Origin of the sequence: Stenotrophomonas sepilia, from assembly GCF_003244875.1 — a bacterium.
In the GTDB taxonomy this organism is placed as follows: Bacteria; Pseudomonadota; Gammaproteobacteria; order Xanthomonadales; family Xanthomonadaceae; genus Stenotrophomonas; species Stenotrophomonas sepilia.
Genome location: NZ_LXXZ01000033.1, coordinates 55,114 through 66,992 on the forward strand (window position 1 = coordinate 55,114; position 11,879 = coordinate 66,992).

Annotated in this window: 13 protein-coding genes and 1 pseudogene; 10 read left to right on the forward strand and 4 right to left on the reverse strand. The window is 64.6% G+C overall.

Translation table 11 applies throughout. The features are described 5' to 3' along the window. Window positions 1-67: 67 nt before the first annotated feature. The 6 genes and pseudogenes from A7X97_RS05280 to A7X97_RS05305 form a co-directional block, all read left to right on the forward strand. Window positions 68-826 (forward strand): annotated as a pseudogene (locus A7X97_RS05280) (type IV secretion system protein); the annotation flags it as partial. Window positions 827-869: 43 nt separating this feature from the next. Then, complete coding sequence (locus A7X97_RS22345) at window positions 870-1,412, forward strand: DUF4189 domain-containing protein (RefSeq protein WP_088497921.1); 543 nt, start codon at window positions 870-872, stop codon at window positions 1,410-1,412. Between the two features lie 401 nt (window positions 1,413-1,813). Then, window positions 1,814-2,350 carry a DUF4189 domain-containing protein gene (locus A7X97_RS05290; protein ID WP_245884953.1) on the forward strand — a complete coding sequence of 179 codons (537 nt, stop codon included), beginning with the start codon at window positions 1,814-1,816 and terminating at the stop codon, window positions 2,348-2,350. A gap of 320 nt (window positions 2,351-2,670) precedes the next feature. Continuing rightward, window positions 2,671-3,207: a hypothetical protein gene (locus tag A7X97_RS05295; RefSeq protein ID WP_088497922.1), complete on the forward strand. Its 537-nt coding sequence runs from the start codon at window positions 2,671-2,673 to the stop codon at window positions 3,205-3,207. Between the two features lie 57 nt (window positions 3,208-3,264). After that, on the forward strand, window positions 3,265-4,269 hold the full coding sequence (locus A7X97_RS05300; protein WP_088497923.1) for an XVIPCD domain-containing protein: 1,005 nt from the start codon (window positions 3,265-3,267) through the stop codon (window positions 4,267-4,269). Window positions 4,270-4,365: 96 nt separating this feature from the next. Then, window positions 4,366-5,466 carry a hypothetical protein gene (locus tag A7X97_RS05305; RefSeq protein ID WP_172412166.1) on the forward strand — a complete coding sequence of 367 codons (1,101 nt, stop codon included), beginning with the start codon at window positions 4,366-4,368 and terminating at the stop codon, window positions 5,464-5,466. 52 nt (window positions 5,467-5,518) lie between these two features. On the opposite strand, the gene A7X97_RS05310 is transcribed toward A7X97_RS05305, so the two are convergent. From A7X97_RS05310 to A7X97_RS05320, 3 genes are read right to left on the reverse strand one after another with little or no spacing between them, the layout of a single operon-like run. Continuing rightward, window positions 5,519-6,844: an XVIPCD domain-containing protein gene (locus A7X97_RS05310; protein ID WP_072168084.1), complete on the reverse strand. Its 1,326-nt coding sequence runs from the start codon at window positions 6,842-6,844 to the stop codon at window positions 5,519-5,521. Continuing rightward, complete coding sequence (locus A7X97_RS05315) at window positions 6,841-7,494, reverse strand: hypothetical protein (RefSeq protein ID WP_088497925.1); 654 nt, start codon at window positions 7,492-7,494, stop codon at window positions 6,841-6,843. The genes A7X97_RS05310 and A7X97_RS05315 overlap by 4 nt, the downstream gene beginning before the upstream one ends. A 43-nt stretch (window positions 7,495-7,537) precedes the next feature. Further along, the gene (locus A7X97_RS05320) at window positions 7,538-8,209 is read right to left on the reverse strand and encodes a hypothetical protein (protein ID WP_088497926.1); all 672 of its coding nucleotides are present in this window, start codon (window positions 8,207-8,209) and stop codon (window positions 7,538-7,540) included. Window positions 8,210-8,455: 246 nt separating this feature from the next. On the opposite strand from A7X97_RS05320, the gene A7X97_RS05325 reads away from it, so the two are divergent. Then, complete coding sequence (locus A7X97_RS05325) at window positions 8,456-8,962, forward strand: GNAT family N-acetyltransferase (RefSeq protein WP_005417179.1); 507 nt, start codon at window positions 8,456-8,458, stop codon at window positions 8,960-8,962. 34 nt (window positions 8,963-8,996) lie between these two features. Here the strand turns inward: A7X97_RS05325 and A7X97_RS05330 are convergent, their stop codons facing one another. Continuing rightward, window positions 8,997-9,434 (reverse strand): acetyltransferase, encoded by a 438-nt coding sequence (locus A7X97_RS05330; RefSeq protein WP_065186149.1) that lies wholly within the window; start codon window positions 9,432-9,434, stop codon window positions 8,997-8,999. A gap of 184 nt (window positions 9,435-9,618) precedes the next feature. Here A7X97_RS05330 and tadA point away from each other — a divergent pair, with 184 nt between their 5' ends. From tadA to A7X97_RS05345, 3 genes are all read left to right on the forward strand, one after another. After that, the gene (gene tadA, locus A7X97_RS05335; RefSeq protein ID WP_005417177.1) at window positions 9,619-10,143 is read left to right on the forward strand and encodes a tRNA adenosine(34) deaminase TadA; all 525 of its coding nucleotides are present in this window, start codon (window positions 9,619-9,621) and stop codon (window positions 10,141-10,143) included. Window positions 10,144-10,218: 75 nt separating this feature from the next. Beyond that, window positions 10,219-10,791, forward strand: a complete 573-nt coding sequence (orn, locus tag A7X97_RS05340) for an oligoribonuclease (RefSeq protein WP_053499815.1) — start codon at window positions 10,219-10,221, stop codon at window positions 10,789-10,791. 143 nt (window positions 10,792-10,934) lie between these two features. After that, on the forward strand, window positions 10,935-11,810 hold the full coding sequence (locus A7X97_RS05345; RefSeq protein ID WP_049415102.1) for an EcsC family protein: 876 nt from the start codon (window positions 10,935-10,937) through the stop codon (window positions 11,808-11,810). The last annotated feature ends 69 nt before the right edge of the window (window positions 11,811-11,879 follow it).

The following is an 11,879-nucleotide window of genomic DNA, read 5'->3' on the forward strand; positions in this document are numbered from 1 at the left end:
TCCGTCCTCGGTATGGGAACGGACTCTACTTAAGTTAGGCTGGCCCTGGAAACCGGGGGCACGTCCCACCTATATCGTGACCGGAAAGAAGTCGACCGCCGAGGAACTGATTGACAAGAACCTGGGCTATATGCAACTGGCGCTCACGTCGGTGAGTGTGCTGGATGTTGCCGGCGACGTAACGCTGGATAGCGCAAAGACCCGTGCGATGTGGTTCATTGGGCTGGGCACCGGCGGACCGGCCGTTACGGCGGGCGCCATGCTATTGCTGTACCAGATCGCCATGTCATTGTTCATTGGTTTTGGTCCGCTGTTCATCCTCTGCCTGCTGTTTGAGCAGACAAAGTCCCTGTTCCAACGATAGTTGTTCTATGGCATCGGCACCATGTTCTCGATGGCGGTGTTGGCTGCGATGACCGGCATTGCCATGGAAATGGTGGCGCGCGTGGCGGCTTCGTTCTGGGGCGCGTCTGCGCTGGGTGCACTGCTGGGGTCGAACCTGACCGAGGGCATGAGCAGCATGGCGCTGCAGCAGGGCGGTATGGGCCTGATCCTGACGACGCTGATTCTGACTGCGCCCCCAATGGCTGCGATGTTCTTCCAGGGCACCCTGGGTACCTTCATGGCATATTCGCAGATAGGCGGTAGCGCAAGTGCCTCGCCGAGTGCCGATGGTCGTCCGCCGGGCATGTCGGCTCCGCCGCCGGCGCCGTCGGGAGATCGTGGTTCGGTGGGGGCGCCTGTCGCAGCAACCTCCCCTGTTGTCAATAACGCGATTGCTCCGACTCAAAGCCCAGGTATGCGAGGAAATGCAACAGCTCAATGAGTTGTGAGACTGAGGCGCCGTGAATTTTCAGAGATTCAAGACAATGGCCGATTTCAAACCTTTACGCGGTAATCCGGCGTTCGTGACTCTGACGCTGCTGTTTGCTGCACTCCTCGTTGCCAATAACGCCAATGCGGAGGGCCGATGCCCGGCCGGCCAGTACCCCATCGGCGATCAAGGGGTGGGGGGGTGTGCCCCCATCCCTGGAGCGGGGGGGAGCGCCCGTGGGGCGGAACCCGCTGGCCAGTGGCATAAGACGTGGGGTGCCATTGCTTCCTCGCCCAGTACGAACGAAGCAGGCGTGGCGACAGGGAGGGCGACGAAAGAGGATGCGGAGCGTGTCGCTCTCGAGGGATGCGGCATGCGCGCTGCTCGCGACTGCCGAATACTCATCGCGTACCGAAACCAGTGCGCCGCTTGGGTCGTTCCTCAGAGCCAAGGCAATGGGGCGCGTGGTGGCGTTGCGAGCGGTCAAGACTTGAAGGAAGCCATTGCGCAGGCACAAAAGATCTGCGTGGATCCGGCTGGAACGCAATGCAAAGTCGCCTACTCAGCGTGTTCTGAGCCGGTCTATGAGGCGTTCTAGCTAAAGGATCCTGACAGCCAGTATCTGGAGCGTGTTGATTGCTCAGGGCAACGGCTAGGGCAAGCTTCGACATGCCGACGTGAAGGCGATATTGGTGCGACGGCGTCTATGTGATCGCCAGTAACTTGCTGTGCCCCGGCTCTATTTCAACTGGGTGATTTACTTCAGTCTAGCCTGCGTTGATGCACAGTCTGACGCGATTGACCTTGAGCGTTCAGCGTGGCTGCGCGACCATGGGGCTTGCAGAGCACTCCGGTTGGAATCGCCGAGTTCTCCAATGATCTGGTACCCGGCCAGCCTGGGCCTTGTTTGCTCTGCGGAGCCCTCCCAATCCGGGAGGCAAGTTTGGGCAACGATCGTCTGCTTAGGCCGTCCCACCTTTCACAATGGGCAGCAAAGGGATGAGTCTCCCCATGAAACGAATCCACCTCGCTTTCCTCCCGTGTCTGCTGATTGCAGGCATGTTGCCATTCAACGCGCTTGCCGAAGGCAACTGCCCGCAGGGCATGTATCCCATCGTTGGCCAGGGTGTACAGGGCTGTGCACCCATTCCGGTGAACAGCTCGGGCTCTCCGTACAACAATCGCCCCAGCTGGGCGCAGACCGTGCGCGGCGTGGCAATGGATGCCCGCGGCGATACCTTCATCAGCAACTCGATGCGTTCGCGGAGCAAGGCCAAGCGCGCATCCATGAAGGAGTGCAAGGAGTTCGGGAACGGCGAATGCACATTGGCGACCCTGTTCCAGGCGCAATGCGTGGCGGTCGCCCACGCGGGCCTGGGCACTGAAACCACCAGCGTTGCCACCGCCATGTCCGAACAGGGAGCGGTCATTGTCGCTATGCAGCAATGCAACGCGAAGGCGGCATGGAGGCAGCTGCCGCAGGGGCAATGCGGGATCGCCAGAACGGCCTGCACGGCAGATCTGTTCATCAGGTAAGGCGCCATTCACGCTAAGCCTCGTTTTCTGTGATCAATTCCGCTTTTCGATTTCCTCGGACTTCGACGCGGCAGAACGCCTCGCGGTAAGCTCCTCGCGCGTCATGAAAATGACGCGCCAGTGCCGCCGAATGCAGGAGTTCTTCCGTCCAATGAGGACTCTGTCAGCCCCTGCATCGGGTAACGCTCGCCATCATCGCGGTCTTGCCGTACGTAAGGCTATGATCCCTGTCCGCGCGATCGCGGATAAGCCGGAGTACCGCATTCCGGCTGGGCAGGGAGGCGGGTATCGGCATGACCACATTGAAGGAGTGGGAGGGGATGGAAGACAGGGTTGGCGCACACATGGACGATGCCCTGGCATTTGTTCCGTCCGGTGCGAACCTGCTGGAAGCCGTCAGGGGCGAACTCAACGGCGATGGCATCGAGTATCAGCTGCTGGTCATCGACCAGCCGACGCCGGAAGGGCTGGTGCCCGGCCAGCACGGGCCAAACCGGGTGCTGCTGTTGCTGCGCGGTGATGGGCGCGGGCGCTGGCAGCTGGCCGCGCGCAACGACAAGCTGGTGCCGTGTTCCACCCGAGGTGGCCTGGCCGGCGACCCTTTTGCGTATGCAATGGTCGAGAAGGGCACCTTCAGCGTGATCACCAACGGCGGTAGCCGCGAGCGCTGGAGCAGCACCTACCGGTTCCGCTATGCGCCCGCGGACGAGGCCTGCTGGGTTGACGGGGTGAGACGCAAGGTCGTGGATATCGAGACCGAAGCGACCAACATCCGGGATTACTCGGCGGCGGAGCTGGGCAGGGTGAGGTTCGAGGACTTCGACCCATCCAGTGTTGCCGAGGTGTCGCTTCCATGAGCCAAGCTCCAACCGGCGGAAGGGAATCCGCGCTGATGAAGATTCAGGAGTTGCACTGTGTCGACCGATAGAGAGTCGCAGCTGTTGCGACAGGCGACCAAAGCCGGCATCGACTCCCCGCTTGAACTGGCCAATTTCATGGCCCAGGCAGGGCACGAGTCGCGCGGCTTGAGCCGGCTCAACGAGAGCTTCAACTTCATCCGGGGAATCTCGCAGATCCCGGTGGAGGCTGCATGGCGCAATGGCAACGCCGCGTTGGAGAGCGCCCGCCAGGAAGCGCTGCGTGGTCGCCCGGAAAACCTGGCTGAGCTGATGTACGGCGGGCGCATGGGCAACGACGCGCCTGGTGACGCTCTGAAGTACCACGGCCGCGGCTATCTGCCATTGGTCGGCAAGGAGAATTACGAGCGTGCCGGCAAGGCGCTGGATCTGGACCTGGTGAATCACCCGGAGCTGGCAGCGCAGCCCGAGCACGCAGGCCGTATTGCCGTATGGCAGTGGCAGACACGGGTGCCGGAGGGGGCGCGCCATGATGTGCGAGAAGCAACTTATGCGCTCAACGGCGCGCTCAATGGCATCGAGGCGCGCCGGCAAAGATTTGAGGTCTGGCAGCAGAAGTTGACGCCGGACGTGATGGCGCGACTGGATCGCGGCGAAGTCGGTGCGCCGGCGCAGACCATTGCACGCGACATGTCGCATGCCGGTGAGCCCGGCAACGCATTGTTCGAGGATGCGCGCCGGCACCTGCAGCAGATGGGGCCACAAAGTGGACTGCGCAGTGCACAGGAGCTCGACAATACCGCTGGCGCATTGGCGCTGGGGGCGCAGAAGGCCGGCCTGTCGCGTATCGATCATCTGCTGGCGGGTAGCGACGGCCGTACGCTGTTTGCAGTGCAGGGTGCGCTGGGTGATCCGGCCATGCTGCGTGCGTCCGTTGACCGGGAGCAGGCCTCCCAGCAGCCTCTGGCGCAGAGCAGCCAGCAGTTGGCGGCTAGTGTTGCGCAGCAGGATCCGACGGCCGCGCTCGCCCGCGAGCAGGAGCAGCGTTCTCGATCCCTGTAACGCCGATGCCGGCGGGCAGGGTGCCCGCTGGCGCTTTACGTACGACGCGTGGCGCCCTGTGGCGCCGACATGGAAACTAACCCGTAAGGACACCACATGCGAATCGTTCCCTTGAATGCCCTGCAAGCCGCTGCCCGCTGCAATGCATCCGCGCGCCGCCTGCCGCCGCTCTGGCTGCTGTCACTTGGACTTGCCGCAGCCTCGGCACAGGCTCAGGAGGCAGCGCCGCCCGTCGCGGAAACGCACGCCACGGCACAGGCGATCGCTGATGCGCCTGCAGGGACGGCACCGCCTGCCGCCGTCGAGCCAACCGTTCCCGCGGTAGCACCCTCACCGCCCGCATTGGCCATCGTGCCGTTGCCGCCCGAGCAGGCGACCGAGCGGGCGCTCGGTGCCCGCTGCCCGGTGGATCTGGCCGGGCGGCTGGCGACCCAGGGCGACCTGCTGATTGGCGCCTGCCAGGGCACCATGCCGGCGCATCTGGCCGCGTTGCTGGTCGCGCTGCCCGTGCAGGACATCCACCTGCCGCGCAGCTGGCGCGAGCGTGAGGTGCGGCAGAAGGCCTGGTTCAAGGCGGTGCCGGGCTACGGCCAGCGCCCGGACTTCATCGTGCGGATGGGCGACATCTGGGTGCGTTCGCTGAAAGGGCGCGACGCCGAGAGCACGTTCTACCTGGTGTCGGCGCCGTTCACCTGCAGCGACCAGGTTGCCAACCGGGATGAGTACGGCGCGGAGCCGGTCCGCGTACCCGCAGGTGATTGCCGCGAGGCTTATGTGGCCCAGCGTGTGTACCAGGTCCGCGGGGATGCGGCGCCGCGGGATGTGACCGCCGATGCCATGCCGACGATGCCCCCGGTCACGGAGGCCGATCGTGCGCGCCAGCTGTCGCGTGAGGGACGGATCAGCCTGGACTACAGCAAACTGCAGTATGGCCCGGCAATGCGCTGGTTCGTGCAGTACCCGGAGACGGTGCAGAAGGGGGGGCCGCGCGCCTACAGTGACTGGAACCGTGAGCACATCGCGTTCGTGATCTGGACCGGTGATCGCTTCGAGCTGCGCGAGAAGGTCGCGCGCGCGCAGTGGCCCTGTGACCCGGTGGCACCCGGCGATCGCGCCTGTGGCGGATTCCCGGATTCCGGGCCCGATCTGTTCGTGACGGCCGCAGCATCCGTGCCAATGGCAGCGTCCAGCCCCTGAGCCGGAGTCTCGAAGTGATGCGGGAGCCGGGCTGACCGGCTCCCGCGCTGCATCAGGCCTGCAGGCTGCGGGTCTGGTTCCGCTGCTGTTCCAGCTGCTGGTCGCGCTCCAGCGCAACGCGCTGGTCGGCGGCCTGCTGGTCGATGCGCTGGCTGCTCTGTTCCAGCGGGGTGTTCATCGCCACTGCCGTATCTACCGATACGCGAAGGTGGGCCGGGTCGCCGCCCTGGCCCTGCACGGCGAAGCTGCGCGAGGCATCGGCATTCATGACCACTTCGTCGATGCGCTTGCCGCCTGCTGCGTGCATTTCGGCGGCCAGGCTGCCTGCCAATTGCGTGCTCATCACGTCTGGTACCCGGCCGACGCGGACATCCTGCGCGTGCACGCCACGGATCGCGTCGTTGAACAGTGGGTTGCCCACATGGTTGGCATCGTCCATTCGCAGCATGCTGGTGTGATGGCCGTTCTTCTCCGCTTCGCGGCGAGCCGGCTCACCGGGCTGCAGCGGGCCGCGGATGTGGTCGTACAGGTCGACGGCGCCGCCCGGAATGCCCCGCGCCGCGCGGGTGACACCACGGCGCAGTGATTCAACGTCGTCGCGGTATTCCTCGATCATCCTGGCGTTGTCTTTTGCCAGCTTCTGCGTTTCCGGGTGCTGCAGCACCGAGCCGTCACCGAGGAAGTTGCCCAGCTTGTGCGCGCCGAACGAGCTGCCTGCGGCGATGATCGGCCGGTCGGGGATAAGGGCGCGCAACGAGTGATTGCTGAAACCGTTCGCGGCGAGCGTGCTGATTTCGTTCGGCCTGGCGTAGATGCGCACCTGGCCGAAGTGCGGCGACGCCGCGCTGACCGGATCGGAGGCCATGACATGGTTGATCATGGTGTTGCCGCCTTCCGGGATGCGGTAGCTGAGGCTGACCGCGCCATAGGCGTTGAAGGTTTCGCCCTTGACGTTGAAATGGTGCGAGGTGATCTGGGCCAGAGCGCCGCCGAGGGAGTGGCCGGTGACGGTGACCTCAGGAGCACGGCCTCCGAAGGCGGCGTCCTGCTTCGCGTAATCCAGTGCACTCTTGGTCAAAGCGATGGCATCGGGGGCCTGCACGTTGGTGCGGGCGACGACCATGCCGCCGTCGGTCAGGATGGCATCACGAGCTATCTGCTCGGTGCCGCGATGAGCCACAACGATCTCGTTGGTGTCGGCTCGCTGATAAACCGTGCCTTGGTAACCATTGAGCCGATTATTGACGTGATCGAGAATCTTGTATTCATGCCCGTTGATCGTGACGAGCTCTTCTTCCCCCGGACGCCTCCGGCCGACAGCGCGATCCTTGTAGGCATCGTCGGAAAGCGCCGCATAATCCTGCGTGCTGATGGTCATGGGGTGACCTCGCTGGCGCTGAGACTCATCGTGAACAACTTGCCCTGAAGTTCAGCAACGTAGTCAGCCGGGTCAGCCTTGCCGGTGGCCGGGTAGTTGGCAGCAAGTGGTGCCCGCGGATAGGCTGCGTCCGGATAATAAAGCGTGTGGGTCTTGCCTTCAGTCAGCGGTTCGGCCTTGACGAAAGTCAGGAAGCGGGTCTCTTCTTCAGCACCCGTTGCCTTCAGCATTGCCCCAGCACCAGCGAACTCCCAGTGGCACACGCCACGACCGTAGTAGTCTTCATCCAGCATGCGGTCCACATACAGCGTGCCCCGGTACTCACCATCGCTGACCTTGCGCAGTTCCACCGGTTCCTGGCTGGTAATCCGTGCAGCCGTGCCGGTGGCCGGCTCGATATAGCCACACTGGTCTTCGTTGGTGACGTCGTACTGGGCCACGCCTTCAACCACAGCGAAATCACCCGGGGCGTCCTTCAGGCGCAGCACCAGTTCATAGGCCTTGCGCGGGCTGGGGTTGAGCTTGGCGAGGCCGCGCCCACCCTGGGCGACATCGGCTTCAGCAGCGGCACGTTCCTGGTTCATGGCGGTCTCCGGATGGCAGGCGGTCAACAGAAGCAGAGCAAGGCACGGAATGATCTTGTGGCGCAATGTCGGGCTCCTGGTGTGTAAGGGTGAATGTGGCACTGGCGGCTCATGGCACGAGCTTCTGCACAGTGGTGGTGGATGAGAACAGCGCGTTGCGTAGATCGGCGTGATAGCGGGTCGGATCATCTTGACCGCTCGCTCCGTATCCGGGGATCTCTGCGATTCGCGGGTAATCTGCGCGCGGGTAGAACCGTGTCAACTGCTTCTCCGCTTCCACCTGCTCTTTGTCGACGAACGTCAGGAATCGCGTATCCGCCTTGCTGGTCGTAGCGCGCAACATCGCACCGACGCCCGTCAACGTCCAAACGCAGGCGCCGCGCCCGTAGTAGTCCTCATCCAGCATGCGGTCCAGGTAGAACGTACCGCGGTACTCGTTCTCGCTGACCTTGTGCAGGGTGACGGGCTCTTGGCTGGTGATGCGGCCCGCAGTGCCTGTTGCAGGCAGTATCCGCCCGCAGTCTTCGTAGTTGCTGACGTCATACTGGGCCACGCCCTCCACGATCGCGAACGGGCCCGGCGCGTCCTTCAGTGTCAGCACCAGTTCGTAGGCCTGCTTCGGCGCCGGGTTGAGTTTGGCCAGGCCGCGTCCACCCGCGGCGACGTCACGCTCGGCGTCGGCGTAGGGCGAACATGCCGCCAGCGGGACGAGGGCGAGCAATGCCAGGAGCGGCCGCCCCCTGGGTTCGGGGCGAGCTACACCCATGTCGCGAGCCTGCATCGTGCGTCCATGTCCATCTATCCTTCCTGGGTGGCAGGTATCTCGATTATGGAACGTGCCGGGAGCGCTGTGCCACCCTTGGAGACGGATTTTTGACGCCCCGGGGAAGCATTGCCCGGGCGGATCGCTTGCCGCACAAGGCTCGCGATCATCACGTTGGCATTGCTGCCGGAGGCAGGTCTGCGGCTGAATCCGTGACTGAAATCAATCATTCACATATCCATCACTTCATTGAAGGCGCTCTCCTTGAACTGCACGATCCGCCCTGAAATCCGCGAAGACCGCGCTGTCATCCACGCACTCACCGAGGCAGCCTTCCGCGAAGCCCCACACAGCAGCCACACCGAGCAGTTCATTGTGGATGCACTGCGTTCGCGTGGAGAGCTGAGTCTCTCGCTGGTCGCCGAGAAGGACGGGCAGGTCGTCGGGCATGTTGCCTTGTCGCCGGTGACGATCAGCGATGGCAGTACGGGCTGGTTTGGCCTGGGACCAATCTCGGTGCTGCCCGGATGGCAGGGGCAGGGTGTCGGCGCGGCGCTGATGCATGCGGCGCTTGATGCACTGCGTGAGCAGGGGGCGCAGGGCTGCGTATTGCTGGGAGAACCCGCGTATTACGGTCGATTCGGATTCCGCGCCGAGCCCGGCCTGGTGCTGCCGGGTGTGCCGCCAGAGTACTTCCAGGCGCTGCACCTGAGGCCGTCGATGGCGCAGGGAGAGGTGCAGTACTCACCGGCATTCGAAGCCACGGCCTGATGATCGGGGGCGGGCCTCGAATATCCGTCCAATGTCAGCCGTCGTGCCGGAGATGGATCAGAGGATACGGACGGCCCTGCGAATCCAGCGGTGAACGTCCGGTTTCGACGAAGCCCATGCGCAGGTAGAAGCCAACGGCCTGTGCGTTCTGCTCATTGACGTCGGTACTCAGCTGCGGATGCCGGGCCAGCGCGTGCTGCAGCAGTTGCCGGCCGATACCAGTGCCGCGCACGTCCGGATCGATGAACAGCGCTTCCATGTGCGTGCCGTCGATCAGCATGAAGCCCAGTGGCCGATCCTGCGCATCGACCGCAACGGTCATCGGCGCCTGCGGCAGGAAGCTGGCGACTTCGGCATCGATGGCCTGCCGGTCTTCGGCGCTGAGGAAGTCGTGGGTGGCGTCGACGGCACGGCGCCAGAGGTCGACGAGGGCGGCGCCGTCATCGGCGCGCGAGGGACGGAGGGTGGTCATGGGTTCACCAAGGTGCTTGCGGAAGGGCTCAGTATGAGGCCTGCAGCCTGGCTTCAGCGCGCTCGCTGCTTGGACCGCCTGTCGCGCGCAATGGCACCGCCTATACCCGCGCCGCCTGCACGGCCGCGGGCGTACAATGCGGCCCCGGCGGCCATCCTGGCCCTGCAGACATGCGAGAACCGCCATGACCGATGCCCTGGGTGTACCGGTGCACGACGCCGATGAACACTGGATGCGCCATGCGCTGGCGCTGGCCGAGCGTGCGCAGCGCGAGTTCGACGAGATTCCGGTCGGTGCGGTACTGGTGGGCGCCGATGGCCAGCTGCTGGGCGAGGGCTGGAACCTCAACATCGCCTCGCACGATCCCAGTGCGCATGCCGAGATCGTGGCCATGCGCGCCGGCGGCACGCGGCTGGCCAATCATCGGCTGCTCGGCAGCACCCTGTACGTGACCCTCGAACCCTGCGCGATGTGCGCGATGGCCATCGTGCATGCACGCGTCGCCCGCTTGGTCTACGGCGCCAGCGACCCCAAGACCGGCGCCTGCGGCAGCGTGTTCGACCTGCTGGGTGATGCCCGGCACAATCACCGGGTGGAAATCCACGGTGGGGTGCTGGCCAAGGAGGCCAGCATGCGCCTGACCAATTATTTCCGCGCCAAGCGCGGCAAGCCGCCGTTGCTGCTGGAAGACCATGCGGGCGAGGGCTGAGGGGCGAACGGGTATGATGGGCGCCTCTTTCCTTCACCGGTAGGCCGCGCGCCTGCCCAGCAATGAGGCGACACAATGGCGGACACCGGCGCGGCCAACGAGCGACTGATCTGGATCGACCTGGAGATGACCGGGTTGGATACCGACAACGATTCGATCATCGAGATCGCCACCGTGGTCACCGATGCCCAGCTCAATGTGCTGGCTGAAGGCCCCGAGTTTGCCATCCACCATCCGCTGGAAACGCTGGAAGCGATGGATGAGTGGAACCGCAACCAGCACCGTCGTTCCGGCCTGTGGCAGCGCGTGGTGGACAGCACCACCACCCTGGGCCAGGCCGAAGCGCAGACGGTGAACTTCCTGGCGCAGTGGATTCCGGCCGGTCTTTCGCCGATGTGCGGCAACTCGATCTGCCAGGATCGCCGCTTCCTGCACCGCCAGATGCCGAGGCTGGAGAAGTACTTCCACTACCGCAACCTGGACGTGTCCACGGTGAAGGAACTGGCCAAGCGCTGGGCGCCGAGCGTGGCCGCCGGCGTCGGCAAGAACAGCAACCATACCGCGCTGAGCGACGTGCATGATTCAATCGCCGAGCTGCGCCACTACCGCCAGTTCATGGGTGCGCTGTCGGGCCTGCCGGCTGCCTGAACGACGCCGTCGGGCATGGCCTGGCGCTACCGGGTGACACACCAACGGGTAGTGCCGGCCGCTGGCCGGCAAGGCGCCGGATCCGCGCCTTCTGTCGTGACCCACGACGAACCGTTCAACTTCCGGGCGCTAACATCGGCGCCATGAACGAGCCCATCCTGCTTCCCCGCGACATCGCCCATGACGCCCGCGACTGGTCCGACCTGCAGCGCGCGGTGGCGCTGCTGGAAGCGCCGACCCTGACCGCGCGCATGGCGAACCTGGTCGGTACGCCGCTGGAGTTCGCGGTGAAGGCGCTGCCCAGTTCGGTCTCCAACCGCATCCACGGTGCGGTGCAGGCGGCACTGTCCAAGTCGGCGCAGGCAGCCCTGTGGAGCATGGACAACTCGCCCGGCAAGGGAGCGTCGACCCGCTGGCACAAATTGGCGGCAGCCACCTCCGGTGCGGTCGGCGGTGCCTTCGGCTTTGCCGCCCTGCTCATCGAGCTGCCGGTGTCGACCACGATCATGATGCGTGCGGTGGCCGACGTCGCCCGCAGCGAGGGGTTTGACCTGTCCGAGTTCAGCACCCGCCAGGCGTGCCTGGAAGTGTTCGCGCTGGGCGGCAACTCGCCGCGTGATGACGCCAGCGAGACGGGCTATTACCTGGCCCGCGGCTTCACCACCGATGTGATGCGCCACCTGTCGGCCGAGCTGGCCGGGCGGGTGGTGACCGGCCGCGACCTGACGCTGGGCGTGGCGCCGAAGGAAGCCGGCAAGCTGCTGGCGAAGATGGTGGAGAAGGTGGCGGCGCGCTTCGGCGTGGTTGTTACCGAGAAATTCGCTGCGCAGGCGGTGCCGATCGTTGGTGCGGCCGCGGGTGCAACACTGAATACCATGTTCACCGATTACTACCAGGACATGGCGCGTGGTCACTTCATCGTGCGCCGGCTGGAGTTGAAGTATGGGGAAGATGTGGTGCGCGCCTGCTATGACCGCGTGGCACACGGTGCGGTAAAGATCGAGCCAAGGGTGGAGTAGATACACGCTGTGCGTGGATGAGCCCTCGTACAGGGTGATCCTTGCCGTGGGGGAACAACTGTTTTGCCA

Bases quoted from the DNA above. Each gene is read 5' to 3' on its own strand.
- A7X97_RS05320 (WP_088497926.1), bottom strand. From the start codon at position 8,209: ATGCAGGCTCGCGACATGGGTGTAGCTCGCCCCGAACCCAGGGGGCGG.
- orn (WP_053499815.1), top strand. From the start codon at position 10,219: ATGGCGGACACCGGCGCGGCCAACGAGCGACTGATCTGGATCGACCTG.
- A7X97_RS05290 (WP_245884953.1), top strand. From the start codon at position 1,814: ATGAGTCTCCCCATGAAACGAATCCACCTCGCTTTCCTCCCGTGTCTG.
- A7X97_RS05305 (WP_172412166.1), top strand. From the start codon at position 4,366: ATGCGAATCGTTCCCTTGAATGCCCTGCAAGCCGCTGCCCGCTGCAAT.
- A7X97_RS05310 (WP_072168084.1), bottom strand. From the start codon at position 6,844: ATGACCATCAGCACGCAGGATTATGCGGCGCTTTCCGACGATGCCTAC.
- A7X97_RS05345 (WP_049415102.1), top strand. From the start codon at position 10,935: ATGAACGAGCCCATCCTGCTTCCCCGCGACATCGCCCATGACGCCCGC.
- A7X97_RS05330 (WP_065186149.1), bottom strand. From the start codon at position 9,434: ATGACCACCCTCCGTCCCTCGCGCGCCGATGACGGCGCCGCCCTCGTC.
- A7X97_RS22345 (WP_088497921.1), top strand. From the start codon at position 870: ATGGCCGATTTCAAACCTTTACGCGGTAATCCGGCGTTCGTGACTCTG.
- A7X97_RS05295 (WP_088497922.1), top strand. From the start codon at position 2,671: ATGGAAGACAGGGTTGGCGCACACATGGACGATGCCCTGGCATTTGTT.
- tadA (WP_005417177.1), top strand. From the start codon at position 9,619: ATGACCGATGCCCTGGGTGTACCGGTGCACGACGCCGATGAACACTGG.